Annotated in this window: 21 protein-coding genes; 10 read left to right on the forward strand and 11 right to left on the reverse strand. The window is 61.2% G+C overall.

The features are described from left to right. Position 1 precedes the first annotated feature (1 nt). The 4 genes from NKH59_RS01200 to NKH59_RS01215 form a co-directional block, all read right to left on the reverse strand. Positions 2-1,135 (reverse strand): ABC transporter permease, encoded by a 1,134-nt coding sequence (locus NKH59_RS01200; RefSeq protein WP_353020633.1) that lies wholly within the window; start codon positions 1,133-1,135, stop codon positions 2-4. Between the two features lies 1 nt (position 1,136). Continuing rightward, complete coding sequence (locus NKH59_RS01205; RefSeq protein ID WP_352452370.1) at positions 1,137-2,144, reverse strand: ABC transporter permease; 1,008 nt, start codon at positions 2,142-2,144, stop codon at positions 1,137-1,139. A gap of 112 nt (positions 2,145-2,256) precedes the next feature. Then, positions 2,257-4,341 carry an ABC transporter substrate-binding protein gene (locus tag NKH59_RS01210; protein WP_352541688.1) on the reverse strand — a complete coding sequence of 695 codons (2,085 nt, stop codon included), beginning with the start codon at positions 4,339-4,341 and terminating at the stop codon, positions 2,257-2,259. Between the two features lie 119 nt (positions 4,342-4,460). Further along, positions 4,461-5,927, reverse strand: coding sequence for an alpha-glucosidase/alpha-galactosidase (locus NKH59_RS01215; protein ID WP_353020634.1), 1,467 nt, complete (start codon positions 5,925-5,927; stop codon positions 4,461-4,463). A gap of 198 nt (positions 5,928-6,125) precedes the next feature. Here NKH59_RS01215 and NKH59_RS01220 point away from each other — a divergent pair, with 198 nt between their 5' ends. The 5 genes from NKH59_RS01220 to NKH59_RS01240 all read left to right on the forward strand — a co-directional run bounded on the left by NKH59_RS01220 (position 6,126) and on the right by NKH59_RS01240 (position 9,726). After that, positions 6,126-7,001 (forward strand): AraC family ligand binding domain-containing protein, encoded by an 876-nt coding sequence (locus NKH59_RS01220; RefSeq protein ID WP_502896436.1) that lies wholly within the window; start codon positions 6,126-6,128, stop codon positions 6,999-7,001. A gap of 375 nt (positions 7,002-7,376) precedes the next feature. Next, complete coding sequence (locus NKH59_RS01225; protein ID WP_352501351.1) at positions 7,377-7,511, forward strand: hypothetical protein; 135 nt, start codon at positions 7,377-7,379, stop codon at positions 7,509-7,511. Beyond that, a complete protein-coding gene (locus tag NKH59_RS01230; protein WP_352472517.1) occupies positions 7,508-7,945 on the forward strand; it encodes a CBS domain-containing protein in 438 nt (145 codons plus the stop codon). Before NKH59_RS01225 ends, NKH59_RS01230 begins: the two co-directional genes overlap by 4 nt. A 113-nt stretch (positions 7,946-8,058) precedes the next feature. Beyond that, the gene (locus NKH59_RS01235) at positions 8,059-8,985 is read left to right on the forward strand and encodes an NADP-dependent oxidoreductase (protein WP_352449638.1); all 927 of its coding nucleotides are present in this window, start codon (positions 8,059-8,061) and stop codon (positions 8,983-8,985) included. Between the two features lie 429 nt (positions 8,986-9,414). Beyond that, positions 9,415-9,726 carry a UBP-type zinc finger domain-containing protein gene (locus tag NKH59_RS01240; protein ID WP_036238601.1) on the forward strand — a complete coding sequence of 104 codons (312 nt, stop codon included), beginning with the start codon at positions 9,415-9,417 and terminating at the stop codon, positions 9,724-9,726. A 145-nt stretch (positions 9,727-9,871) separates the two neighbouring features. Here NKH59_RS01240 and NKH59_RS01245 read toward each other — a convergent pair whose 3' ends face one another. The 3 genes from NKH59_RS01245 to NKH59_RS01255 all read right to left on the reverse strand — a co-directional run bounded on the left by NKH59_RS01245 (position 9,872) and on the right by NKH59_RS01255 (position 14,201). Then, positions 9,872-11,041, reverse strand: coding sequence for a GNAT family N-acetyltransferase (locus tag NKH59_RS01245; RefSeq protein WP_353020637.1), 1,170 nt, complete (start codon positions 11,039-11,041; stop codon positions 9,872-9,874). Beyond that, positions 11,038-12,033, reverse strand: a complete 996-nt coding sequence (locus tag NKH59_RS01250) for a sterol desaturase family protein (RefSeq protein ID WP_352683204.1) — start codon at positions 12,031-12,033, stop codon at positions 11,038-11,040. Before NKH59_RS01250 ends, NKH59_RS01245 begins: the two co-directional genes overlap by 4 nt. 239 nt (positions 12,034-12,272) lie before the next feature. Beyond that, a complete protein-coding gene (locus NKH59_RS01255; protein ID WP_353020640.1) occupies positions 12,273-14,201 on the reverse strand; it encodes a heparinase II/III family protein in 1,929 nt (642 codons plus the stop codon). Positions 14,202-14,317: 116 nt separating this feature from the next. Between NKH59_RS01255 and NKH59_RS01260 the strand changes: the two genes are divergently transcribed. Next, on the forward strand, positions 14,318-15,559 hold the full coding sequence (locus NKH59_RS01260; protein ID WP_353020642.1) for a glycoside hydrolase family 5 protein: 1,242 nt from the start codon (positions 14,318-14,320) through the stop codon (positions 15,557-15,559). A 167-nt stretch (positions 15,560-15,726) separates the two neighbouring features. Beyond that, a complete protein-coding gene (gene asnB / locus NKH59_RS01265) occupies positions 15,727-17,652 on the forward strand; it encodes an asparagine synthase (glutamine-hydrolyzing) (protein ID WP_353020645.1) in 1,926 nt (641 codons plus the stop codon). Here asnB and NKH59_RS01270 read toward each other — a convergent pair. Further along, the gene (locus NKH59_RS01270) at positions 17,626-18,744 is read right to left on the reverse strand and encodes a glycosyltransferase family 4 protein (protein ID WP_353020646.1); all 1,119 of its coding nucleotides are present in this window, start codon (positions 18,742-18,744) and stop codon (positions 17,626-17,628) included. The two genes, asnB and NKH59_RS01270, sit on opposite strands and share 27 nt — an antisense overlap. A 169-nt stretch (positions 18,745-18,913) precedes the next feature. On the opposite strand from NKH59_RS01270, the gene NKH59_RS01275 reads away from it, so the two are divergent. Both NKH59_RS01275 and NKH59_RS01280 read left to right on the forward strand, forming a co-directional pair. After that, positions 18,914-20,353, forward strand: coding sequence for a lipopolysaccharide biosynthesis protein (locus NKH59_RS01275; protein ID WP_352472510.1), 1,440 nt, complete (start codon positions 18,914-18,916; stop codon positions 20,351-20,353). A gap of 267 nt (positions 20,354-20,620) precedes the next feature. Then, positions 20,621-21,439, forward strand: coding sequence for an isocitrate lyase/PEP mutase family protein (locus NKH59_RS01280; RefSeq protein ID WP_353020648.1), 819 nt, complete (start codon positions 20,621-20,623; stop codon positions 21,437-21,439). 69 nt (positions 21,440-21,508) lie between these two features. Here the strand turns inward: NKH59_RS01280 and NKH59_RS01285 are convergent, their stop codons facing one another. Genes NKH59_RS01285 through wecB form a run of 3 tightly spaced genes read right to left on the reverse strand, consistent with a single transcriptional unit; the run spans position 21,509 to position 24,787 of the window. Continuing rightward, positions 21,509-22,312 carry a WecB/TagA/CpsF family glycosyltransferase gene (locus NKH59_RS01285; RefSeq protein ID WP_352472508.1) on the reverse strand — a complete coding sequence of 268 codons (804 nt, stop codon included), beginning with the start codon at positions 22,310-22,312 and terminating at the stop codon, positions 21,509-21,511. After that, positions 22,309-23,640 (reverse strand): UDP-N-acetyl-D-mannosamine dehydrogenase, encoded by a 1,332-nt coding sequence (gene wecC, locus NKH59_RS01290; RefSeq protein ID WP_353020650.1) that lies wholly within the window; start codon positions 23,638-23,640, stop codon positions 22,309-22,311. Before wecC ends, NKH59_RS01285 begins: the two co-directional genes overlap by 4 nt. Beyond that, positions 23,633-24,787 (reverse strand): non-hydrolyzing UDP-N-acetylglucosamine 2-epimerase, encoded by a 1,155-nt coding sequence (gene wecB, locus NKH59_RS01295; protein WP_352541699.1) that lies wholly within the window; start codon positions 24,785-24,787, stop codon positions 23,633-23,635. The genes wecC and wecB overlap by 8 nt, the downstream gene beginning before the upstream one ends. A gap of 201 nt (positions 24,788-24,988) precedes the next feature. On the opposite strand from wecB, the gene NKH59_RS01300 reads away from it, so the two are divergent. Beyond that, positions 24,989-26,431 carry a glucosamine inositolphosphorylceramide transferase family protein gene (locus NKH59_RS01300; RefSeq protein ID WP_353020652.1) on the forward strand — a complete coding sequence of 481 codons (1,443 nt, stop codon included), beginning with the start codon at positions 24,989-24,991 and terminating at the stop codon, positions 26,429-26,431. Positions 26,432-26,440: the final 9 nt, after the last annotated feature.

Raw genomic sequence — 26,440 nt, forward strand, 5'->3', positions numbered from 1 at the left:
CTCAATAAGGATCGACCGCATCGCGCAGTCCATCGCCAAGCGCGTTGAACGCGAAGACGGTGACAAGCACGAAGCCGACCGGTGAGAGGATCCAGGGATAGGTGCCGATGACCGAATACGTCGCGGTGTCTTGCAGCATCAGGCCCCAGGAGATCAGCGGCGGCTTCACCGCGAAGCCGAGAAAACCGAGGAAGGATTCGAGCAGAACCACGCTGGGGATTGCCAACGTGACCGCAACGATCACGTGGCTCATCACGTTTGGAAAAATGTGTTGCATGATGATGCGGCCATCTGTGGCGCCGACCGCCATCGCCGCACGAACGTAATCAATCCGCGCCAGTGCCAGGGTCTTGCCGCGCACTTCGCGCGACATCTGCGCCCAGCCGAGTGCCGACATGACAACGATCACGAAGGCCAGGAAGACATTCGTCGGCGCCGTCACCGGAACCAGCGAGGTCAGCGCCAGATAAAGCGGCAATTGCGGAAACGCGAGCACCAGTTCGACGAAGCGCTGGACCCAGACGTCGAATGTACCGCCGAAATAGCCCGACACCATGCCGACCGTCGTGCCGATCACAGTGACGATGAAGACCACGGTCAATGCGATCATCAACGAGATGCGCGAACCATAGATCGCACGAGCCAGCACATCGCGACCGAATTTGTCGGTGCCAAGGAAGTGCACCGGCTGGCCGTCGGTCGAGCCGAAGAAGTGCCGGTTCGCGGGAAGCAGGCCGAGCAGTCTGTACTCCGCTCCCTTGACGAAGAAGCCGAGCAGCCGCGGATGGTCGTAGTCCGGCCCGACGACGGGTTGGAAGGTGACCGGGTCGAGGTCTTCCGAATCCGCCAGGGCATAGACGCGTGGCTGGAAGACGAAGTTGCCGTCCTTGTCATGGAAGCTCATCATCTGCGGCGGGGCGAAGCCGACATCGGTCACCTTGGGATCCATCGGTGCGAAGAAGTCGGCAAACACCGCCAGCAGCACCAGAAACGCGACCAGGATGAGCCCGGCCATGCCGGTCCAGGACCGTTTCAGGCGGCGCCAGACGAGTGCGACGTAACTCTCATTGCCGCGCGGCTTGATCTTGGCCGGTTCCTCGGCAAGTGGCGGCAGCGAGGGCTCGAAAGCAAGCATCTCAGGACCCTGCATATTGGCGCACACGCGGATCGAGCATGACGAGCAGCATGTCGGCGATGATGTTGCCGACGATCAGCGTCGCCGACAGCACCATCATGAATGTCGCCGTGACATAGACGTCGCCGACCGCCATCGAGCCAACGATCGCCGGGCCGACGGTCGGCAGGGCAAAGATGATCGCGGTCTCGATCTCGCCGGTCAGCATATAGGGCAGCACGACGCCCTGATACATGACCAGCGGATGCAGCGCATTGGGCACCGCATGGCGCATCACGACCGCACCGCCGCTAAGGCCCTTGGCGCGAGCGGTTTCGACATATTGCGCGTTCAGCGTGTCGAGCAGATTGCCGCGCATCACCCGCATGTTGTAGGCGAGCCCGCCGAAGGTGGCGATGGCGACAACCGGCCAGACATGCCGGACGAGATCGACGAACTTCGCCCAGGACCACGGCGCCCCGCCAAATTGCGGCGAAAAGAAGCTGCCGATCTCGGAAACGTTGAACTGGAAGACCAGCAGATAGACGATGATCAGCGCCATCAGGAAGCGCGGCACCGTCATGCCGAGGAAGGAAATCGCTGACAGCGTACTGTCGATCCAGCTGTACTGCCTGGTCGCCGCCCATATGCCGAAGGTGATACCGAGGACCGAGGCCAGCAGATGGCACACCAGCGCCAGCAGCAGCGTGCGCGGCAGCCGCTCGCCCACCACATCGGCCACCGGCTTGTTGTAATAGAGGCTGTAGCCGAAATCGCCGCGGGTGATGATGCCGCCGATCCAGTTGAAATACTGGACGGGCAGCGGCTTATCGAGACCGTGTTCTATCCGATAGGCCTTGGCCTGCGCGTCGGCCTCGGCGAATGAGGCCCCGCCCTGATTGATCAACTGCGAGCGGATGTAGTCGGCATAGTCGCCCGGCGGCGCCTGGATGATGGCGAAGGTGACCAGGCTCAGAATGGCGAGGACCGGGATCGCCGACGCTATGCGCGTGAGCAGGAATCGCAACATCGGTCGGTCCGCTTCCTTGTCTGGCCGGTCGCTCTCTTTGAGCGTACGGAGGTTTGCTTTGTCCGGCCGCGGCAACTGGCGCGGCCGGAGTTCTCAGTCAGGGGAGGTAAACCTAGTTCATCGGGCCCTTGTCTCCGGGCTTGCCGGGAAGCTCTTCGGGGAACAGCTCGTACTTGGCCTGCTTGTCGGCAGCGACAAAGACCCGCTCGCGGACGATCGAATCCTCGGCCCAGTTGAACATGAAGATCGGCGTGCCCTGCGGGATGTTGGAGAAGCGTTTGTTGATGATCAGCGCGCCGGGATATTCCGTCAGGCCGACATTGTAGACGTGCTCGGTCGAGATCTTCTGGAACTTTCTCATCAGGCTGGCGCGCTCGTCATTGTCCGCGGACGAGACAAACTTGTTGACGATGTCGACGAGGTCCTTCTCGAAAGGCATCATATCGACCTCGCCGTTTTCCGGCGCACGATGGTCCCAGCTGGTTCGTGGACCGACCGGGGCCAGCTGATCGGTATTCTGGACGACGGAAGTCAGCTCCTGATCGTTGCGCCGTACCAGCCAGTCGAAGCGGCCGGAGTATTGCGAGGCATCGCGCTGGGTGCCGTTGAGTCCGTTCAGCACGATCCGCAGCCCTAGCTTTTCCATCTGGGCGACGACACCTTCGGCAAGGCTCTTGTCGGTGGTGTAGTCGTTGTTGACGAGCATCACGATCTCGACATTCTTGCCGCCGGCGGTACCTGCAGGAAAATTGACGAAGCCGTCGCCATCCGTGTCCTTCAGGCCTGCCTTGGCGAGTTCCGCCTTAGCGCCTTCGAGATCGAAGGGGTAGTAGACCGTCGACTTCCGGTCGTAGAAGCTCGTGCCCGAGGATAAGCCGCCCGGATAGATGGCAGTGAACGGACCCTTGACCAGCGAGTCGCCGAGCGCCTTGCGGTTGAGCGCCATGGTGACGCCTTTGCGGAAGTCCTCGTTGCGGTTCAGCTCGCGTATCGCCTGTCCGCGCTCGTCGGGGTTGCCCCAGCCATTGGCTGAGAAATTCATGCGCAGATTATAGCCGATCAGCCGCGCGCCGAACGCAAGCCGTGCCGGTGCGTCTTTTTGCGCCGCGCGCTTCAGCGAGGCGACGAAGTTCTCTGGCTGCTCCAGATTGGAGAAGTCGCCCGCCCCCGATACCGCCTGAACGTCGCGGTCGGCCCAGGTCGACAATTTGTAGTGCAGTTCATTGAGATACGGCAGCTGGTTGCCCTTCTCGTCGACCTTCCAATAGTACGGATTGCGACGCATGACGATGATGTCGTCGGGGCGGTATGCCACCGGCACCCAGGCACCCATCACCGGCATGTTCATATATTCCGGCGGGAACGCGTTCTTGAACTGCTCGTAGGTGTTCTTCGAATATTTCGGATGCTGCGGCTTGAGGATATGCGACGGGCCCGGACAAAAGGTGCCGTAAGCCATGGCGTAAAGGTATTGTTTCGGAAAGGCGTCCTTGAACGTCCACTCGACGGTGTAGTCGTCGATTTTCTTCAACGTCGTGCCGACGCCGAAGGTCTCCTGCGTCGCGCCGTTCAGCGGCGACACATTGGGGTCGATCACCTCGTCGTCCCAGTAGAACATCACATCGTCGGCGTTGAACGGAACGCCGTCCGACCATTTGGCGCCTTCGACCAGATGCATCGTCAGCGTGTGGCCGTCCTTCGACCAGTCCCAGCTCTTGGCGAGGTTCGGCAGCGGCTCCGTGTCCTTGGCCTCGACCTGGAACAGCGGCGCGGTGCGCGTCAGGCATTCGGAAAGGCCGATGTCGATGCCGCCCCAGCCCTGCGTCTGGCCGGCGCCGTAGTTCCAGCCCTCCGGCCGGCCGCCGATGACATGACGCATCGTATCACCGTAGACACCGACGCCGTCCGGCATATTGCCGGTCTTGAAGACCAGCGGCTCCTTCGGCAGCCGGTCCTTGACCGGCGGCAGCTTGCCTGCCTTGACGTATTTGTCGGTGACCCAATCGGGTTCGTGGTATTCCGGAAGTGCCTTGAACTCCAGGATGGAGTCGCGCGCGACGTATTTGATCTTTCCCTCGGCGGGAAATTGCGCGGGCACCGGCGGCACGGTCGGCTCGGATGCATACGCGTTCAGCGCCGAGGCCGAGACGCTAAGCGCCAGCCCGGCGAGAATGCCAATGTTTCGAAAATTCCTCATCGTCTCTCCTCCCTGTTGTTCAGGAGCGCGTTGACGCCGCTCCATTTCTCCTCGAACGAATGTACAGACGGGTGCGGAAAATCCTCCCGAAAGCTTGCCGCGATCCGTTCTGGCGAAATTCAGACGGCCTGCTTGAGAGCCGTTTTTTCCGCACGCAATTCCTCGATCGAACGGACGTCGCGCCTTGCCGCACCGGCCCATTCGCGGGTCTTGATCCTGGATTTCGAAAGCCGTTCCTTCGCGGCCGGCACCGCATCGGCATATTGCGGCAGCCAGCGAGCCTGGGCGACGACCATTTCGTCCACCATTTGCCAAACCTCTTCCGGCGTCGAAACCGCGCCGACCAGCGGGTCGTGCAGGACCGCGAGCTTCAGCAGGTCGATATCGCCGGAGATCGCCGCATGAACCGACATGCGCTGGACGTTGATCGAGGAAATGCAAGTGGCGGCGCAGGCCTCCGGCAGCGTGATGCCGGAGGCCATGTTGATACCGAAGCGGTCGACGAAGCCGGGCGACTCGACGATCGCGTCCTGCGGCAGGTTGGTGATGATGCCGTTGTTCTTGACGTTGAAATGGCCGCGGTAAACGCGGTTCGTCTCCAGCGCCTCGAGAATGTGGCTGGCATGCTCGTTGGAGCGTTTGGCGGGGTCTATCGGCCTGGCGGCGGATTCCAGAAATTGCGGGAACTCCGTTTCGAACCAGTTGCGTGTTTCGGTCGAATAACGAAGGTAGCCGCCGGTCTCGCCGTGAATCCAGTCGGACATGTCGATCCAGCGGGTGATTTCGTCCGGCCGCTTGCGATACCAGGGCAGGTATTCGGAAAGATGGCCGTTGCTTTCGGTCGAATAGACGCCGAAGCGCTTCAGGACATCGATGCGCAGCTTTTCCTGCTGCGAATAGACCGGATGCGCCTCGAAGGCGGCAACCAGCTCGTCCTTACCGATCTTGCGGCCGTTGAGACGCAGGTCGATGAACCAGGTCTGGTGATTGATGCCGGAGCAGACGTAGTCGAGATCGGTGCGCGACTTGGCGCCGAGCACTTCGGCGATCTGGTCGGCGCCATGCTGGACGCCGTGGCAGAGGCCGACGGTATCGACCCTGCCATATTCGATCGCCGCCCAGGTGTTCATGGCCATCGGATTGGCGTAGTTCAGGAATTTCGCCCCAGGCTCGGCGACTTCGAGGATATCCTTGCAGAAATCGAGGATCACCGGAATGTTGCGCTGGCCATAGAGGATGCCGCCGGCGCAGATCGTGTCGCCGACGCACTGGTCGATGCCATACTTCAAGGGAATGCGGATGTCGTCCGCATAGGCTTCGAGACCGCCGACGCGAACGCAGCTGATGATGTAGCGTGCGCCCTCGAGGGCAGCACGGCGGTCTGTCGTTGCCGTAACCTTGGTCGGCAGCCTGTTGAATTCGACGACCCTGTCGAGGATCGACTTGATCATCTGGAGGTTGCGCTCGCTGAGATCGGTCAATGCGAATTCGACATCCCTGAATTCAGGAACGCACAAAATGTCGGTGAAGAGCTTCTTGGTGAACCCGACGCTTCCCGCACCGATGATAGCGATCTTGAAACTCATCAGCCTCACCTCGACCTGATCGAACGCTAGGGCAAAGGCGGCGAAAAGAGGCTGGCCCGCCTGCGACGCTATGCAGGCTGGAATCCAGCACTTCCTCCCATCCGCTCTTTGACCGCGGTTTCTTTTGCTTTTCTCGAGGGATTATGCGCCTTATTCGGCACGCGACCAGAGAAGGATTATGCTTTTAGGGGTAATTTTGTGCTGCGGAACTTGATCGACATCGGGCCGGCGGGCAGGACGGTATCGCTGCCGCGCGGGCGCCAGCGCCTACACACCATGCCGACAAGCACCGGCTATGAAGTGCGCGAGAACGAGGTCTACGACTGGGATGGGCGCAAGCGCGGCCTGACGCCGTTTACCGTGCTCCAGCATACGATCAGCGGCACCGGCCGATTGCGCTACGAGAACCGGAACTACCGCCTGCAAAAGGGCGACACTTTGCTGGTTCTCGTGCCGCACAACCACCGTTACTGGCTGGCCAAGGGCGAACGCTGGGAGTTCTTCTGGATATCCATGAACGGCGAGGAGGCACTGCGCATCCACAGGTCGATCCTTGCCGCCGTCGGTCCGGTGCTGCGGCTGCAGCCCTCGACGATCGATCATCTGGCTGATTGCAGTGTGCGCCTGATCACGGGCGCGGTCTCGCCGGGAGCCGCCTCGGCCGTCGCCTATGAAGCAGCCATGGCGCTCTACGACGATGTCTTCGGCTCGCATGCCGTCACCGACGACAAGAGCGCCATGCAGCCGGTCATCGATCACATCAGGGCCAATCTCGACAGGCCGCTCCGCGTTGCCGATCTCGCTGAGATCAGCGGCCTGAGCCGCGCGCATTTCTCGCGCTGCTTCGCCGAGAGCGAGGGACTTCCGCCCGCCGAATTCGTGCTGCAGCAGCGACTGCAGCTCGCGGCGAAGTTGCTGACGAAGGCCGATTTCCTGCCGGTCAAGGAAGTCGCCATCATGTGCGGCTTCGAGGATGCCAATTATTTTTCGAAGGTCTTCCGCCGCCTCTACGGCATCAACCCGACGCAGTTCCGCACCAACGGGATGTATGCCAGCCTGGGAACCGCCCGATAGCCCGATAGATTGGCACCGCGCTTGGCATCGGATGCGGGAACGCTTTTGCTTCCCCTCGGTTTAGGACAAGAGAGCCTGCTCGCCGCTGCGGCACCCCCGCTCTGGCGGAGATCAGGCCACAGATGTCAGGGAGTGATCGATGAACAACCCCGATCCGAACAACCCGAATCCACTGCCGGACAATCCCAATCCGGAGCCGGCCCGGCCGCCTGCCCCGCCGGAGACTCCGCCGGGAGAACCTCCAGGCGTACCCCCGCCCTCGCCGGATCCAATTCCGACGCCGGACCAGGAGCCGATCGGAGTTCCTCCCGGCACGCCTTCCGAAATTCCTTCGGAACCGACCTTTCCCGGGCCGACCGCCTGAAGGGCAGTCGGGTGGAGGATGGCAAGGGTGATTTCGGCGAAGCGCTCGAAACGGGTCTTGCCATGGAACGTTTTGCGCTGGCGCTCATTCACCCTTTCATCCTGGAAACCGGCGGCGGGCCCTGCAACCAAGGGAGGTTAAAATGAAAGTTGGCAACTGCATGACAAAGGACGTCGAGATCGCCAGTCCGCAGCAAACCCTGCGCGATGCGGCTGAAATGATGGGTCGCCTCGACGCCGGCGCAATGCCGGTGGGCGAGAACGATCGGCTTGTCGGCATGGTAACCGATCGCGACATCGCAATCCGCGGCGTCGCCCAAGGCAAGACACCTGACGCCAAGGTACGGGAAGTGATGAGCACCGAGGTCAGGTATTGCTTCGAAGACGAAGACGCAGAGGATGTTCTGCGTAACATGGCTGACCTGAAAGTGCGCCGCTTGCCGGTGCTGAACCGCGACAAGCGCCTGGTCGGCATCGTTTCGCTGGGCGACCTCGCCACCAACAGCGAGACGGCGACAGCAGGTGAAGCGCTGAGCGGCATCTCGCAACCCGGCGGCGAGCATTCGCAAACGATACACTGACGGCGCACCACCGGCCGGCCTTTGCTACGACCGAACCGCCGGCTGGATAGACGCCGGCCTGCCGGCGAAACTGTTCAGAGCGAACTGGACTGCAACCCGACGAGGAGCAAGCCATGATTACGATGAAGGCCGTCCGTATCCACGATTTTGGTGGACCGGAGGTTCTTTCGCTGGACGCGGTTCCGTTGCCTCAGCCGCATGACGACGAGGTCACGCTCAAGGTCTACGCGGCAAGCGTCAATCCCGTCGACTACAAGGTTCGCGAGGGCTCTTCGGGCGCGGATCTGCCCGTCACGCTCGGCCGCGACGTATCCGGCGTGGTGGAACTGTGCGGCACGCGGGCCCATACGCTGAAGAAGGGCGATCCGCTATATGCCATGCTCGGCAACGACCGCGGCGGCAACGCCGAATATGTCGTCGTGAAGGCAACGGAGGCGGCGGCGAAGCCGCAACGCTTAAGCCACGCCGAAGCCGCCGCCGTGCCACTTGCGGGCCTTACCGCGTGGCAAGGCCTTTTCGATCACGGCGGCCTCAAATCCGGGCAGCGGGTCCTTATCCATGGCGGCGCCGGCGGCGTCGGTCATCTGGCGGTGCAGTTCGCAAAGGCCGCGGGCGCGTTTGTCGCGACGACTGTGTCCGCGCAGGATTTCGATTTCGTCCGCGCGCTTGGCGCCGACCAGGCGGTCGATTACAAGAACCAGCGCTTCGAGGAGCTTGTCGAGGACGTCGACCTCGTCTTCGACCTGGTAGCGGGTGAAACACAGGACCGCTCGTGGGACGTGCTCAAGCCCGGCGGGACGCTCGTCTCAACGCTTTCCGAACCGTCGGCGGAGAAGGCCCGCCTGCATCGGGCTCGCGGCGTTTCCTATTTGACCAAGCCGAACGCGGCGCAGCTTGCCGAGATCAGCCGCCTCATCGACGCCGGGAAGGTCAGGCCATTCGTGCAGGCAATCTATCCTCTTGAGGAAGTCGCCAGGGCCGAGGAACAGCTCGAGAAGCAGCACACGCGCGGCAAGATTGTGCTTCAGGTAGCTGCCTGAGCACTCGCCGAACAACAGGCCGCGGGCCAGTTTGCGGAGTGCTCGGACACAGGCCGTTTTCTGCTGTCCAGAAGCCCGGCGGCCGAGAGTTTGACACAGGACGGCCCGCCGGGCCTGGCCGGCTTAGGCAGGTGCCGGCTAAAGCAGCATGCGCCGGGTTTGCCGGGATGCGCAAATCAAACAAATCAAGGAGATGCAACGGATCGTGAGGCACGTCGCGACGACACCGTCGCACGGCTGCGATCAGTTAACTGCGAAGCGAAGGACATAGCGTTTACCGACAGGCGGGCCAGGTTCCTACCGGCCGCAAGCCGCAAAAACCGCTTCAAACTGTCGGAAACCGGCGATAGGTTCGAACCATGTCTCAACCCGCCAATATCTCGCGCGAAACGGCAGTCTTGCCGTGGCGCCACAACTGGTCAGGAGCGTATGATGGCAGACGAATGCAGGCACGCCGGGGACATTCGCGACGTGACACCGAGCGCGCTCGGCTGCGAGGAATGCCTGAAGAGCGGTTCGCAGTGGGTGCATCTGCGGCTCTGCCGCACATGCGGCCATGTCGGCTGCTGCGACGACTCGCCCAACCGTCATGCCACCAAGCATTTTCGGGCAACCGGCCATCCTGTCATCGAAGGCTACGATCCACCGGAAGGTTGGGGATGGTGCTACATCGACGAAATCTTCCTCGACCTCGGCGACCGCACCACGCCGCAAAACGGTCCGATACCGCGCTTCATTTGAGCTTTTTGCGAGCGGGCCGTTTCCGTGAAACGATGAACCGTTCTAAAGCATGTCGCGCAAAAGTGTGCAGCGGTTTTGCGATAACGACATGTATAAAACAAGAATCTAAAGCGCGTTGCATGAGGCCGATCGAACGCGACGCGCTTTAGTCCAAGGCTGCTTCGGCTTGAGCGGGCGCATCGCGTCCCTCTGGTGGTGCCGATGACCGCTCGCGCATATGCCTGACCGTCTGGAGGACACGATCGGCAAGAAATGCCAGCGCGCCCTGTGCCGTGCGCGTCCCGATGACGGATTCCAGCGTAACCGCCTGCGTTGAGAATTTGTGTTTGAACGACTCTGCGCCACAGAGGAAATCGACCATGCTCAAACCGTGATCTATCGACCACTGCACGTAATCCATCAACAGGATCACACCCGGCGACGCCCGGCCGAAATCCGGATCGAACGTCGTCACGAAGGCCATCATCACGTCGTGCTGGACGAAATTGATCGACACCGCGACCATCACGCCATTGCATTCGAGGACGAAGATATGCAGCACGCCGGCGCGCGCCAACGCACCGACGAGCGCGGCGAGTACCGGGACGCCCTCTTCGAACAGGTCTGACTCACGCATGCGCTCGGTCAGCCATTTCCGCTTCAAGGCCGCGACGCGCTCCAGTACCGGTTGCAGCGGCTCGTCGGGGGCAAGCAGGCGAAATCTCACCTCTCCGGTTTCTTCCAGCGCTTTGATGCCGCGCCGATAGTTCTGGCGCGTCTTTTTCGACTGGCCCGCGAACCATGCCGCTCCGCTTTCCCATTGTCCGGCAACGCGATAGCTGACTTCCGTTCGGTGAAACGGACGAAGCCTGATGCCGCCGGAAGCTCCCGGCGTGAAAATTTTGCGGGCCGCCGCATCCGGCGAGAGACGACTGATCAAGGCAAGGTCGAAGCCGCCGGCATCGCAGAGCTGGGTCCATAGCTCCTGCAGCGCCGATAACGAGCATTCCGGAGCAACGAGAATATCCCCATAGTCGGTATAGCTGCCGGCCGCCCATTCGAGAAACCGCAGCCCCCTGCGCCTGCCGATCGCCAGCGGAACGACAGCAACGAGTCTCTCGCCCTTCCAGACCAGGCCGATCCGCAACGCGCGCTGGTCACGGCGTTGTACGGTACTCCACCATGCCGAAATCCAGGCATGGCTTTGAAAGATCAGCCCGTCGGTACGATGCCAAAGCTCCATCCAAGCGGCTTCGATCGCAGCCAGGCGATCCGCCGAACGGACGATTTCCAGGCGCTCCGCGCTTAGGACGTCGATGGAAACAGCGGTGTTCATGAAGGAGAACTGTCCTGTGGCTGCGCGACCACATTGGGCCGTCTGTGAAACAGTCGCATGACATGCCTTGCCATCTTCTTGAGCGGCAGGATGTAGAGCCCAAAGAGCGACTGGTAATCGCGCACATCGCGATCGACCAGGCCAAATTTCAGGTCTTCATCCGGCTCCGGGACAAATTGCGTTCCGAACAGACGATCCCAGAACGAAAAAAGCAGGCCGAAATTCTTGTCATAATGACGAGGGTCGATGCTGTGATGCACCTGGTGCCAGTGCGGACACAGGATGATGTTGTTCAACGGGCCGAACGATATCTTGAGATGCGTGTGACGAACAAAGTCCATCATCAGGATGTTACGGATGACGTAGACGTTGATGCCGAAGATAGCGACCTCTACCGGATCGAGTGCGATCAGGCTCCAGATCCCGAAGCAGATGCCCGGGATGACGCCATCCCACATACGGTTCATCAGATCGTCCAGCGGATGAACCCGGTCCTTGGTGATCCCCACCATCACCTCGGCCGAATGATGTACCTTGTGCAATTCCCACAGGAACGGGAAACGGTGCTGGGCGACGTGGTAGAGGTAGTATGAAATATCATAGGCGACCAGCATGGTTGCGGTGAAGATGACGATCGTCACCGGTCCCGCCGGGCCGCCGAGAAGCGGCGCGTGGATGTTAAGGAGCCAGCCAATTGCCTCGCGTGTGCCATAGCCCACCGCGACGACGAAGGTGACGCCGGCAGGAATAAGCAGGAAAGGCATCATCGCCCGTTTCGTGATCCAGAACATGGCGTCGGCTCGCGCCGACGGGTGCAGGATGACTTCCTGTGGGAAGGCGAAGTCGAAAAAGTCCCTGAGGGACTTATGTTCGGCAGTTCGCCAGTAGGCGATCACCGCGCTGCCCAGTGCGGTGAGGAGAAGCAGGCCGAGCGTGGTCAGATTGACGTTCGAAAGCTTTTCCACAATCGCTCTGGCAAATTCGGAAAACATTGATGCAGCGGCTCCTGGTCGTAAGAAGGCAGTCTGGGGGTCGTAAGAAGGCGATCTGGCGAATAGCAAAGCACAAAATTCCCGCCAAACTCGCTACGCCGCCTGCAACCAGTGGCTGTTGCGGGGCGCAGCGGGCAAAGCAGGCTGGATGGTGCGAGACTAGCAGATCAACGGTAACGAAACCGCTAAATGTCCAAACGTAATTAATGTCGAATACGGCTGGAACTCGCCCGGCAACTCTACGTTGGCACCGGTTTTTGCTGTCGCGGCGGGTGAATTGGGGCAAGATGGATATCGATCCCGGCTTCGCCCACTTCACCGTGCCAGGCGATGCGTTCGGCTTGCTGCCTGGTGCCAAAACGCAGTGAAACCCAACCGCCTTGGCCCGGCATGTCACCGCCGGCGCCGATATCGAGCACAGCATCAGGAAAGCGGATGGCCAACAGTACCTCGTCGCCGCACAATACCGTGACCGTATCTTCGTGCCGCTCGGCATGGAGGCCGGGGGCCAGTTGGAAGACGATCTCGGACTGGCGCCTGCCGCCGAGCAGTTGGTCGGTGATGAGGATGCCATCGGCCTGGCGCGCCAAAGTGCGCTGATGCACGACGCCGAAGCGGCTTCTATAGCCGTCATGCCGGGCGCTCAGCCTCCAGTGCGGTCCCGGTTCGCTCTCCACCAGCGATGCGACTGCCTTGTGCGACCAGTTGAAATTTCCAGCGATGGTGCTTTGGCTCTTGCCCTCGATGTTCAGCGTGTTGTGCGCCGGTGTGGAGCGGAACCAGTCGCGCCATGCGCCTCCCGAACCGTAGAGCCAGGTGCCGGGATCGACCAGCACCGGCTCATCGTCGATGCACAGGGTGAGCGACAGCGCGTCGGCATGGCCGTGCGCCGCTATCGAGAGATAGCCGAGCGGTCCATGGTCGAACGTCAGTTCGACATTGCGGCCATTCATTGCTCCGCGCCAGACGGAGAGCCCGCCTTGCGTGAATGTCTGCAAGCCATGCACCGCGGGCGCCGGGCCTGACGGCGCACCAAAGAAAAGCGAACGAAAATCGTCAGGCTCCGGCGCGTTGCCCGGCGTCCCCAGTAAGCCGTGGATGGCGGCCGCGACGGATCGGATATAGTTCGGCTCGTCGCCCAGCTTCAGCACATGGCCCTCATCGTCGTCGCCGAAGCGGGCGGCTTTCTGTGGCAGCCAGCCGACGAAATTGGCGAAGGCGCCCAGACGCGCTTCGGCGGCCGAGGGAAACGGCGTTCCCGCCTGGCGCGCCGCGGCGGCGCACAGCAAGATGAGTTCGGCGCTGAAGGCTGCATAGGTCGGCGTTTGCTCGGCACCGGCGCCGTCGGCAAGAATCTGCTTGTGCGTCTCATTTAAGAGGGCGCTGCGGGCAATTTCGGATTCGGCCCCGAGCGCCAGGCTAACCAGATATTCGCCAGCCAACTCTGCGACGAGATGGTTGTTGGCGGAGGAATATCGCGACGGAAACCGCGGCAGCCAATAGGCGCTTGCCGCGAGTATCTCACCGGCTTTCCGCAGCGTCGCCGGGTCAAGCCGGTCACCGATAAGGTCCAGGGTGACGATCAGGCTGATGGCTCGCAGCGCTACTTCGATGCCGGAAGCCCAGCCAATGCCTCGGTACGGCGGATTGGCGGAATGCCAACTGCCGATTGCCGCCTCAATGGCACTCCGGGATCGATTGTCCTCGCTGAGGAGCAGGTGTGCAGCCAGTACTGGCAATTGCTGCAGCCGGTTGATCTCCCAGACATATTTTATATCGCCAAGGTCGCCGCCATCGCGAAAATCGATATCGAAAGTATGAGCCTCGGCGCCAGGCCAAAGCCTGCCGGTTACCGGATCAAGACGCCAAAGCTCAGCAGGAAACAAACGATCGGGCTCACGCTTTGGCCATGTCCGCCCGAGTGCCGAAAACCGGCCATGAAGCATCTCTTGCGCGGCCGCCGCTATGGCCTGCCGTTGAGCGTCGGTCGCTGCCAGCGCAGCATGGCGAAATCCGGGCAGCACTGGGTGCAACTGCGGCGATGGATAGCGCTCCCACCCATCATCGCGGCGGCGCGACGCGATCCTTCGACGTTGCTCGCCCAGCCGGTGCAACACCTCGGCCGGTCCCATGCTGCGCAATCGGTTGATGTACCAGCCGATTCTCATGCACGCCCCGTCAACGTTTCGGTCCTTGTATACCATGCCGTCGAAAAGCTGCGGGCCGGCAATCTTCTTTCCCGCTCGTTGCGGTTAATATCTCCCGCGAGCATGCGGAGGGAGCGATGCGAAAAGCGGTGTATGTTGTTGCCTGGGTGCTCGCCTTGCTTGTGGCGGCCGAGGCAGAGCCCATCCCTCTCAAGCGCGGCGTTGGCGTGCATCAGTGGCTCAACTGGTCGCCGGTGGCGAAAGACGGAACCTACGTTTGGCCGCCCTATCGCAGCGAAAAGGAGTGGCTTGCGGAAAGCAGACCGCTCACCGACTGGCCGGCCGGGGAGGTGTTTGCCCACATCCGATCGATGGGCTTCGACTTCGTCCGGCTGAGCGTCGATCCCGGCCCGCTGCTTGCCAGCGGGGACGCCAAGCGGCAGCAGGCGCTGGACATACTTGCCGCCGCCGTCGAGCGGATCACGTCGACCGGCCTCAAGGTGGTTTTCGACCTGCATGGCGTCACTCAGGTTCCCGACTACAGCATGGAGATGATCTATGGCGGCGCCGACAGCGAGGGCGTTGCCCGCTATCGTCACATGGTTGTGGCGGTCGCCGTCATGCTGGTCAAGATAGGCACCGACAAAGTCGCCCTCGAACCTTACAACGAGCCCGCATACTACCCTTGCGATGCGAGCGGCAGCGATCACTGGCAGCGGATCATGGCAGGGACCGTCCACGACATTCGAGCGGTCAACAGCGAACTTACCATCGTTGCAACCGGCGCCTGCGGCGGCAGCATTGCCGGATTGGTCAACCTCAGCCCCGGCTTTGATGACCCAAACCTCTATTACAGCTTCCATATGTATGAGCCGCACAGCTTCACCCACCAGCGGCCCGATGACACGATCAGCTTTGCTTCGGGACTTCCCTGGCCGGCCGACAGCAGTACACCCGAAGTGGTGACCGAAACCCTTAGAGCGCGGATGGACGCTGCCGGCTTGAGCAGGGTCGAGCAGGTCATGAACATGGCCACCGCGCGCCAAGCAATCGCGAACTATTTCGAGCAGAACTGGGGCCAGAGCCAACTGGAGGCGAGCTTTCGCCAGGCTGTCGACTGGGCTGAAGGCCATGGCATTCCCAGCCGGCGGCTCTTCATGGGCGAATTCGGCGCTATCCTCATGTCCGCGGACGGCCGCATGGGCGCCTTTGAGGCCGACCGTTCGCGCTATCTCAAGGCAGTGCGCCAAGAGGCCGAACGCTTCGCGATCCCATGGTCTGCCTGGGAGTTCTCCAATCCCTATGGGATGAGCCTCATCCCGCCCGATGGTCCCCCAGTTCCCGACCCGGAGATGCTGCAGGCATTGGGCCTGCCATAGGTGCCATCACTCGCCCTCACCAGCGAACAACCGGTGGCAACCCCTGACGGCCAGGCTCGATCGAGGAACGGCCCGTGGCAGCTTTCTCCCGGTTGGGTTGTATTGGCACGAAGTGTTTAACACATTTGTTGTACTGAGTGGGGAATGCGCGCGCCTAGGGGGGAACAATGTGTGGAATTGCCGGATGGATCGGGCGAAGGGCTAAAAATCCACAAGAGCGGGCCGCCAAAATGTCAAACGCATTGCGGCATCGCGGTCCCGATGCCGAAGGCACCGAGATATTGGACCTGAATACCGGCGAGCAACAATTGGCATTGGTTCATCGCCGCCTGGCGATCATTGACCTAGCGCCCGAGTCGAATCAGCCGATGCAGATTGAGGACGGTCGTCTCAAAATAATTTTCAACGGCGAGATATATAACTACATCGAGCTGCGCCAGGAACTGATCGGCCTTGGCCATCATTTTCGAACGCGCTCCGATACCGAGGTGCTGCTCCGAGCCTACGATCAGTGGCGCTTGTCAATGTTCGACCGGCTGAGCGGCATGTTCGCCTTTGCACTCTGGGATGCTCAGAGGCAGGAATTGATCCTCGCCCGGGATCCCTTCGGGGAAAAGCCGCTTTACCTCATGCAAAACGAAAAATTGCTGCTGTTTGCCTCGGAGATCAACGCATTGTTGTCATCGCAGCAAGATGCTCAGGAACTCGATCTGGATGCCGTGCACGAGTATCTGAACTGGCGTTATGTGCCGGGACCGCGCACGCTATTCAAACAGATCCGCAAACTCAATCCCGGAAGCTATGCTGTCTGGTCGCAAGGGGTAGTCAAGGAAACGCGCTACTATACGCCTCCGGACCAGGCGGCCGTTACCGAGCGGATCGACGGAAAAACCGCCAAGCGGCGATTCCTGGAATTGCTCGACCATTCCGTCGAGATCAGGATGCGCAGCGATGCACCTTTTGGGGCCTTTCTCTCCGGAGGGCTTGACTCCTCGGCTATCGTCGCGCTGATGGCCAGCCACAGCGCCACGCCCATTCGCACGTTTTCCGTCGGGTTCGACAACGCAGCCTATAGCGAATTTGCATTCGCCCGACGCGTTGCCGATCATTTCAAGACCGATCATTGCGAACTTGTAATCCAGCCAGGCGATCTGATGGATCATCTGCCGACGATGGTTCGCCAACGCGGGGCACCTGTTTCGCAAAGCAGCGATATTCCAATTTACCTGATGTCGGAGCGAGCCTCGCAAGACGTCAAGATGGTGCTCACCGGAGAAGGAGCCGACGAGATTCTCGGCGGCTATCCCAAGCATCGCGCGGAATCACTGGCCGGGATCTACCGGTCGCTTGTTCCAGCCTCGCTGCACGATAACGTCCTTTCCCCTTTGGCACGCGCCATGCCGGGCGCGTCGGCCAAGGTCGATACATTTGCCCGCACCGCGGGCGAAAGGGACTTTGCCGCCCGGATGGTCTCCTGGTTTGGAGCCGTTTCGGCGCAGCAGAGCGCTTGCCTGATCGGCGCGTCCGCAAATCGCCGTTATGAGCGCAACGACTTTCCGTTCTCGTCAAGCGCTGCGGCTTCCCATCTTCGCCGCGTGCTGTTTTTCGATCAGACATCGTGGCTGCCTGACAATCTCCTGGAACGAGGCGACCACATGATGATGGCCGGTTCAATCGAAGGAAGAATGCCGTTCCTCGATCGAGACCTGGTTTCATTCGTCAGCAAATTGCCCGATCGCTACAGGCTGGGTTGGTTGCACAGCAAGCAGATCCTGCGCGACAGCATGGCCAATATCCTCCCGGAGGAAATTCTCAGCCGCCGCAAGGTCGGGTTCAAGGTACCGGTCGCCGAATGGTTTCGCGGATCGATGAGGAACTACGTGCATGACCATCTTTGCTCGCCTCACTCCGTCATTCGCAGCTATCTGAGTCCGAAACAGCTAGATCAAATCGTCTCGGAACACACCACGCGTGCTGCAGACCACGAAAAGCTGATATGGGCGCTGTTGAATTTGGAGATATTCCACCGCGAATTCAGGCTCGACGCGCCGCCGCGATCGTCGGCCTCAGCGCTTGACCGGTTGACGGCTTGACGCGGCCGACCGCCAGACATCGCAGATTGCGCCGACAAACGGGGCGAGCTCAAGCCGTACCCGATGCACGGCCATGGCACCGGCACCAAGCTTTGCCCGCAGTGCCGGGTTCTCCGCGAGGCGGCTCAGCGCCTCGGTCAACGCTGTAACATCGCCTGGCGGCACCAGCAGCCCGGATTGCCCGTCGGTGATTATGTCTTCGACGGCGCCAACCGGGGTCGCCACCACCGCCAAACCGGCTGCCATGCCTTCGATCACCGACATCGGCAGATTTTCGGCGAAGGATGGAAGAACCAGAATATCGGCCGAAGAAATCAGCGATGCGACATCGTCCGGTCCCACCCAACCCGGAAAGGCGATCCGGTCTGCAATCCCCAGCGCGGCCGATTTTGCCCGTGCCGCCTCGACTTCGCCATCGCCGGCAATCGTGGCGCGCCAATTCTTGACAGGGCTCATGCGGTGCAGTGCCTCGAGCAATTGCGGTACGCCCTTGCGGTCGCCGATGCGGCCCAGGAACAGGATATGCACATGGTCGCCGCCGCCGACATGCGCCAGCGACGGGACTTCGGTCGCATTGGGCACGATCACGATATTGCCGGCTGCGCCCGGCGCCCGGCTGGCGACGAAATCGCGCCAAAGCCTGCCCAAAACGATCACCCGATCGGCATGCTCGAACAGAGCTTTGATACGGCGGCTTATGAAACCGCGGTCGGCTTTCCAGAATGTCTGATACTGCGCCCCGTGCAAATGCAGGACATAGGGTATCGACAGCAGCCGTGCGCAGGCGGCGATCACCATCTTGCGGTAGGTGCTGCCGGAAACTGAGATGTTGATATGAATGACATCGGCGCCTCCAGCCAGACGCGCTTTAAGCATCCTTAAGCAAAAACCGAGCATATAGAAGATCGAAAGTCCGACATGCCCCGGGCCACGACTGGCAAGGAAGCACACATCGATGTCGGCGATTTCTTGCCGTTCGAACTCCTGCTTCAGCGCGCCCATGATGCGGTCGATGCCGCCCTGCCCCGAAACGCCCGAGGGCGTCGCGACCAGGACATGTATTTTTCGATCGGATATGAGGCGCTGCAACATGATGGTACTCTAAATAACACAGACCGGGTAACTGCAAAGCAAACGTTCCCGATAAGTTTTACGGCAAATCTTTTAGTTCAAACTGAATCTGTTCACCCTTCGGCGTCATCGGGCTGGATTTTCCGCCAGTCGGCGGCTAGTCGAAGGTGAGTTTTCCAGGGACACGCCCTTGCTGCTCCGTTCCACGCTCATTTATGCTCCGGCGATCCTGCTGACGCGAATTTCGGCGCTGCTCCTACTGGTCGTCGTGACGCGTTTGATCGACCAGACCGAGTATGGCCTGCTCACCCTGGTGGTGACCGTCGGGGAAATGACCGACATTGCCGTCACCAACTGGCTGCGCATCGCCTTGCTCAGGCTTGGCGGCAAGGGCGAAGTCAGCCGCGGCAGCCTGATGCTGGCCGGGCAGGTGTTGCTTGCCACCACGGCACTGGCGCTGGTCATATCGGTAGGCGCGTCGGCGGTGATCGTGCCTGAACGCTGGATCGAGTTCGCGATCGCAGTCTGCGGCTATCTGGTCGCCGGGTCCATCAGCCGCTTCGCGTTGACGGTGCTGCAGATGCAGCAGCGCCATTCGGTCTATTCGATGCTAGAAGCCCTGCGTGCCCTGCTGCAACTCGCGTTACCGATCGGCGCTATCCTTGTCTTTCAGGATAGCTTTCTGACGGTGTCGCTCGGCTCGAGCCTCGGCGCCTTGATTGCCGGCATCGTGGCGGGCATCATGGCATCGCGACGGCTCGTTGCCGGTCCGCCGCGTTTCACCCACAGGGACTTCTTTGCGCTCGGTGTGCCGCTGATCATCATGGCGCTGGTTGGCTTCGGGCTCAACAGCGCAGAGCGTCTGTTCCTCAAGTTCTATTACGATGCCAGCGCCGTGGCGATCTTCGCGGCAGCCTATGCGCTGGCCCGCCAGCCGATCGATATGGTCGCCAACGCCATCAACATGGGCGCCTTTCCCGAGGTGGTTAGCCGGTTCGACGAGGATGGGCCCGCGGCATCGGGTCGGTTGCTGTCGCAGTTAATGGCCTTGATGATGCGGCTTTGCCTGCCGATTGCAGCGATGCTGGTCGCGCTCAGCAGCGATATCACCGAGCTCATGCTGCCCTCGCAATATCACGGCCGCTTCGGCCTGCTGTTTCCGATCATTGCCTTCAGCGTGCTGTGCGCCAACCTCACCAGCTTCGTCTATGGCGTCGTGGTGCACGCGCACAAGCGGCCGTGGCTGCTGATCATCGCCAATCTCTTCGGCTCGGTGGCAACAATCGCATTGTCCCTGCTGTTGATCCCCCCGATGGCGGAGATCGGCGCCGCTTTGGCGCTGGCGGGCGGCTCGGCGGTGGGCTCCATAACCTGCATTATCATCAGCGAGCGGCTCACACCGGTCCCGGTGCCGTGGCGCGACATCGGTGTTTCGGTAATCATCTCGCTCAGCACGGGGGTGGCCGCCAAGCTTGCCAGCATGGTGGCCGGCGACGTGCCGGCGATCTTCTCGCTTGTCGCCGGCGGCACCACCGGCGCTGCGGTTTTCTTCGGGCTGACCTCGTTGTTCCACCCCGTGGCAGCGATGCAATTCGTCGCCCAGCTGCGAGCGCGGCTACGGATCGCATAATTTCGCAAGCGGTCTGTAAGCGGGTATTTCCGAAGCTTGCAGCACATGCTGCACCTTGAGGAGACGGGTTCGTTGCATGTCGGACATTCGGTCTTCGGGTGTTCGGGTCATGAGAGCAAGGCGCCATAGTCGTCTGCCTGTAGCGCCCGGCGGAAAGATGCCGACGAATCCGCAGGATCGCAGTCAGGCGAGAAGCGGACGATTGAAAAGCTGCAATCATCGGCATCTATTTAAACCCGGCTTTTTGTCCAAATCTGAGGGGGCAGTGTGGTTTCCCGATCCAAGAAGGTTGAACAATTTCGCGCTCTTCATAAATCCGGCTGCTTCCTGATGCCAAACCCTTGGGACGTAGCCGGCGCGCGGATGATGGCTAGTCTGGGTTTTAGGGCGCTAGCGACCACATCTTCGGGCTACGCCTTTTCGAAGGGGAAGAAGGACGGGGCAAAGGAAGTCGGCTGCGACGAAAGCTTGGCATACGCTGCCGAGATCGCAGCCTCGACGATCATACCAGTCACTGCCGATCTGGAAGATTGTTACAAAGACACACCAGAAGGCGTGGCTGAAACCGTCCGGCTTGCCGCCGAAGCGGGATTGGCTGGACTTTCGATCGAAGATCGACAACCAAATCCCGGCCAGCCAATACGCGATTTTGATACGGCGGTGGCACGTGTAGCGGCGGCGGTTGAAGCTGCTCGAAAATACGACATCGTACTCACCGCCCGCGCCGATGGGATGGGTAAAGGCGTATATGGTCTCGACGAGGCAATTCGCCGCCTGAAGGCCTTCGAAGCTCTTGGCGCTGAGGTGCTGTATGCGCCGGGTGTCCCGGATCTGGCGTCTCTCGAGAAGATTTGCAGCTCTGTCAGTGCACCAGTGAACCATGTCCTTGGCCAAGGTGTTTCCGGCCTCACATTCGAGCAGATTGCCGGGGCGGGTGTACGGCGGATAAGCGTGGGCGGCTCACTTGCGCGCGCGGCTGGCGGAGAACTAATGAAAATATGTCAGGAGATCGCAACCGGGAAATATACGGCGTTGGAAAGCGCTCCGGCCTGGAACAGCCTTCGCGATCCTGAGCTTGTGGTCTAAGTTCGAGAGGGGGCGAAGCCTGCGTTCCGGACATTAGGCGCCGCGCCCCTTGGAACGCCGTAGGCGAATCTATAAACCGGCGTTTCGGCGCCAGCGACGCTCCCAGAACTCCCGGCAGAGCAGCCCGGCATAGGCAGTGTTGGTGTCGTAGTAGCGGCGCCACAAGCGTCGCGGCTCCTGGACGACGCGGAACAGCCACTCCAGGCCGGCCGCCTGTATCAGCTTCGGCGCGCGGGCAACCTTGCCCCCATAGACATCGAAACTGCCGCCCACGCCCATCACGAAACTTGAGGCGAGTTCATCGCGGTAGCGTTTGAGAAAGCGTTCCTTGCGCGGTGTCGGCATGGCCACCAGCAGGCAGTCGGCGCCCGAGGCGTTGATCGCCGCGACGATCCCGGCCTCGTCCTCCGGCTTGAAATAGCCGTTGCGCATTCCCGCTATGACGAGGCTCGGATGGTCCTTGGCAAGTCTCACTACAACCGCGTCGAGAACGTGCTGTTCGGCCCCCAGCAGATACGGCCTGAATCCACGCTTCGCGCAGAGGCTCAGCAGATTGATCATGATGTCGACGCCAGCCACCCGCTCGGGCAGCGCGACGCCGCACAGACGTGCACCCCAAAGCACGCCGATGCCGTCGACATTGACCACATCCGCCCCGACCACGTCCTCGCGCAGCTCGGCATTCTGGCGCATGGTCACCAGTTTGGCGACGTTCACGACCACATGATGCAGCGGCCGCCCAAGGGTCATCGCCTCGTCGGCGATGGCCAGTGTCTCGGCCATGGTCAGCGCATGGATCGGTGCGCCAAGGAACTCCCGGCGCCGTGATGCCAACAGGGAATGCTGCGCCCATGCCGGGGCGTGCGCGTTCATGCGGCCTGCTCCCTTGCAAGCGTCACTTGTGCGACCTCTGGTTTCTTGCCTTCGATGCGGGCGTCGGGCTTGCGTGCCTTGCGCCACGTCCACAGACCCCTCGTATCGACGAGCTTCTTGTCCTTGAGCGCTTCGGGGTCGACCAGATTGAACTGCCGATGGTCGACCAGGAGGACGACGATATCGGACTTGTCGATGGCCGAAAGTGCGTCGGTGAACACGATGCCCCTGCCCTCGAGCTCATGCGGCAGCGCAATTGTGTTGGGTTCAGCCGCAATGATCTTCACATTGGGGATATCGGACAGAAGTTTCACCACCTCGACGGCCGGGCTCTCGCGCAAATCGTCGATGTTGGCTTTGAAGCTGAGGCCAAGACAGGCGATCGTCTGTTTGCGTGAGGGGTCGAGCAAGGCCTCGATATCCCTGACCACCGACATGGGCCGTTCGGAATTGATCCGGCGTGCCGAAGCCATCAGCCGCGTGCTGTTGGGTGCGGCGTCGATGATAAAATATGGATCGACCGCAATGCAGTGACCGCCGACGCCCGGGCTCGGCTGGAGGATGTTCACGCGAGGGTGCCGATTGGCGAGATCGATCACTTCCCATACATTGAGCGACAGATCCTGACACACGGCGGCAAGCTCGTTGGCAAAGGCGATGTTGACGTCGCGGAACGCGTTCTCCGTCAGTTTCACCAGCTCAGCACTTTCGGCCGTTGTCATGAACAGGTCGCCGGTGACGAAGGTTGAATAAAGTGCCGCCGTCCGTTCCGACGATTTGCGGGACAGCCCGCCGATCGAGCGATCGTTGTTGATCAGCTCGGTCAGCACCTTTCCCGGCAGCACGCGCTCGGGCGAATAGGCGACCAGCACATCGGCGTCTTCGCCATGCTGGACAGGAAATTTGAGATCAGGCCGCAACTCGGCAAGCAGCCCGGTCATGATACGCGTGGTTCCAACCGGCGATGTCGATTCCAATACCACAAGGTCTCCGCGCTTCAGCACGGGGGCGATGCTTCGTGCCGCCGCGAGCACGTAGGTCACGTCCGGCTTATGATCGTGGGTCATCGGGGTCGGCACGGCGATGATATAGGCGTCCGCCGGCTGCGGCGTGCTGTAGGCCATGAGCTTGCCGTTCGCCACGACCTTCTGGATCAGACCGTCAAGGTCCGGCTCGACGATGTGGATTTCGCCGCGATTGACCTTCTCGACCACCGCTCCGTTGACATCGACGCCGATGACGTTGAGCCCGCGGCTGGCGAAAATGGCGCAGGTCGGCAGGCCGATATATCCCATGCCGATTACGGAAACGGTTTTGATTTCAGCCATGATGCAGCAGTTCCTCAACAATCCGGTTACTAGCCCGGCCATCGCCATATGGGTTGTGTCGTTCCGCCATGCCGCGATAGGCAGCCTGATCGTCGAGCAGGCGATTGGCGTTGAACAGGATTTTTTCGACATCGGTGCCGACAAGGCGGGCGGTGCCGGCCACGATCCCCTCGGGTCGCTCGGTATTTTCGCGCATCACCAGCACCGGCTTGCCGAGCGAAGGCGCTTCTTCCTGCACGCCGCCGCTATCGGTAAGCACCAGATAGCTCTGCTTCTGCAGGTACAGGAACGGCAGATAGTCCTGCGGCTCGACCAGATGGATGTTCGGCACGCCTTCCAGCTCTGCGTTGACCACCGAGCGCACATTGGGGTTTGGATGGACAGGGTAGACGATCTGCACGTCTCCCCGCGCCGCCAATCCCTTCAACGCCGTACAGATGCGCTGGATGCCGCCGTCAAAATTCTCGCGGCGATGTCCGGTGACGAGGATCATCTTCTTGGAAGGGTCGAGGAAGGGGAAGCTGGCAGCGAGCTTCGCGTTCATCAGCCTGTCGGCATCGATCGCGCTTGAAAAATGCAACAGCGTATCGATCACCGTGTTGCCGGTCACGAAAATGGTGCTTTCGGCCTTTCCTTCGGCGATGAGATTGTCGCGCGCTTGAACGGTCGGCGCAAAATGCCAGGTGGCGATGTCGCCGGCAATCTTGCGGTTCAGTTCTTCAGGAAACGGCGAATTGATGTTGTGGCTGCGCAATCCTGCTTCGACATGAGCGACGGGGATACGCTTGTAGAAGGCAGCAAGAGCCGCGGCCATTGCCGTGGTGGTGTCGCCCTGTACCATGACGATATCGGGCTTCGCCTTGTCCAACACCTCAGCCATGCCCAGGAGCACGCGCGAGGTCACATCGAACAGCGACTGGCCGGGTTGCATGATGTTGAGATCGTGGTGCACAGGCAAGCCGGTCAGCTCGACAACCTGGTCGACCATTTCACGATGCTGGGCGGTTATGCATATTTCGGTGATGAAGCCTGGATGAGCGAGGGCGGCACGCGCCACTGGAAAGCATTTGAGTGCCTCCGGCCTAGTGCCGAACACGATCAGCAGTTTCTGCCTGGATGGCAGTTTTGGACGTGAAAGGACGTTCATCGCTGATCCTGGTCGCCTGCAGCCTTCGGGACATGCCGACTATTGCCCGCAAGAGTCATAATAGCGCCGGAAAGCGCCTTCGTGATCTCAATTCTTAATATATGATTAACAACCAAGGCCGCGTTCTCCCGGTTTAACTCTTGTGAAAGGTTGGGCTGACAAGTAGTCTATGGCAGTAGTCTTGAAAAAGAATATATTGGATTGACTAATATTTTAATCATCGGCCACGCCGACACATCCCGGCGCTGGGAAAATGAGCTTCTGGCGCGGTTGAGTGCGGCTGGACATGCGGTTTCGAGTTGCCGCGCGCCGACGCCTGAACCCAATGCGCGCACGATGGATAATGTGCTGGCGCTCGAGGGCCGGCGCTTCGGCCCCTCACTGGCAAGCCGTTCCCGGCCGTTGCCGTCCGGCGACACCGGCCCAGTCGATCTTATAGTCGATCTCACGGCTACCGCCGCACGACGCGGCACGCCTGTCCTGACGCTCGAATTTTGCGGCCAAAGCAGCTTTGCCGCAGGCATGACCGAGATGCTGGCGAGCGGGCGGCTGCCCGAACTCACCGCGCGCCTCGACGGCGTTGCCGTCGCAAGGGCGCGGCCGATGATCAGCGACCGGTTGTGGCTGTCCCGAACCAGCAACGACCTGCTCGCCGGCGCCATCTCCCTGATTGCCCAATGTGTCGCCCGCTTTTCCGCGGGCAAACTTGCGCCGATTGCCGAGAGCCCGGCGCCGCCCCTGCAGAAAGGCGGATTTATCGGGCACTATCTGCCCTTTTTCGGCAGGGGGTTAGTCGACCGCGCCGTGCAAAAACTGCGACGTGGTCGGCGCCCCTTCTATTGGCAGGTTGCTTATCGGCTGATCGACGGTCCAGGCGTCGCCGAAACCGGACAGCTGGATGGTAAGCCCTTCACCGTGCTTGCCGATGACGGGCAGCGCTTCTACGCCGATCCGTTCGTTCTCGAGCGCGACGGCCGTCATTTTCTGTTTGTCGAGGAGTTTCCCTACTCCACCGGCCGCGGGGTGATTTCCGTCGCTGAACTTGGCACCGACGGCACTTTCGGCGTGCCGAAAGTGGTGCTGGACGAAGCGCATCACCTGTCATATCCGCAGGTGTTCGCTCACTCCGGCGAGATTTTCATGATCCCTGAAAGCGCTACGGCGCGAGAACTGGTGCTCTACCGTGCCGTGCAGTTTCCGGATCGCTGGGTACGCGATACGGTGCTGATGACGGACAGGGATTTCAACGACGCCACGCTGCTCGAATCCGACGGCCGTTTCTGGCTGTTGGGGACGGAGCGGTTCGGTTACGGCAGCGCGTCCGACACGATGGCCGTCTATTCCGCCCCGGCGCTGCGTGGGCCGTGGGCTGCGCACGCGCTCAATCCCGTCGCCGTCGATCACTCGGCCACTCGGCCGGGCGGCGCTTTCATCCGCCAGGGCGACGCTTTGCTGCTGCCCGTGCAAAACGGGTCTAGAGCCTATGGCGGCGGCCTGGGATTGATGCGGTTGGATCGCCTTGACGACTTCGATGTCCTGTTTGCACCGCCCCACCCGATCGGCCCAGGACCGGCATGGGCGCGGGCGGGCATCCACACGCTCAATCGCGCAGGCAATGTCGAGGTTGTGGATAGCGCCGGCTGATGCGTCTGG

It is taken from the genome of Mesorhizobium sp. M0998 (genome assembly GCF_040318885.1).
Lineage (GTDB): Bacteria > Pseudomonadota > Alphaproteobacteria > Rhizobiales > Rhizobiaceae > Mesorhizobium.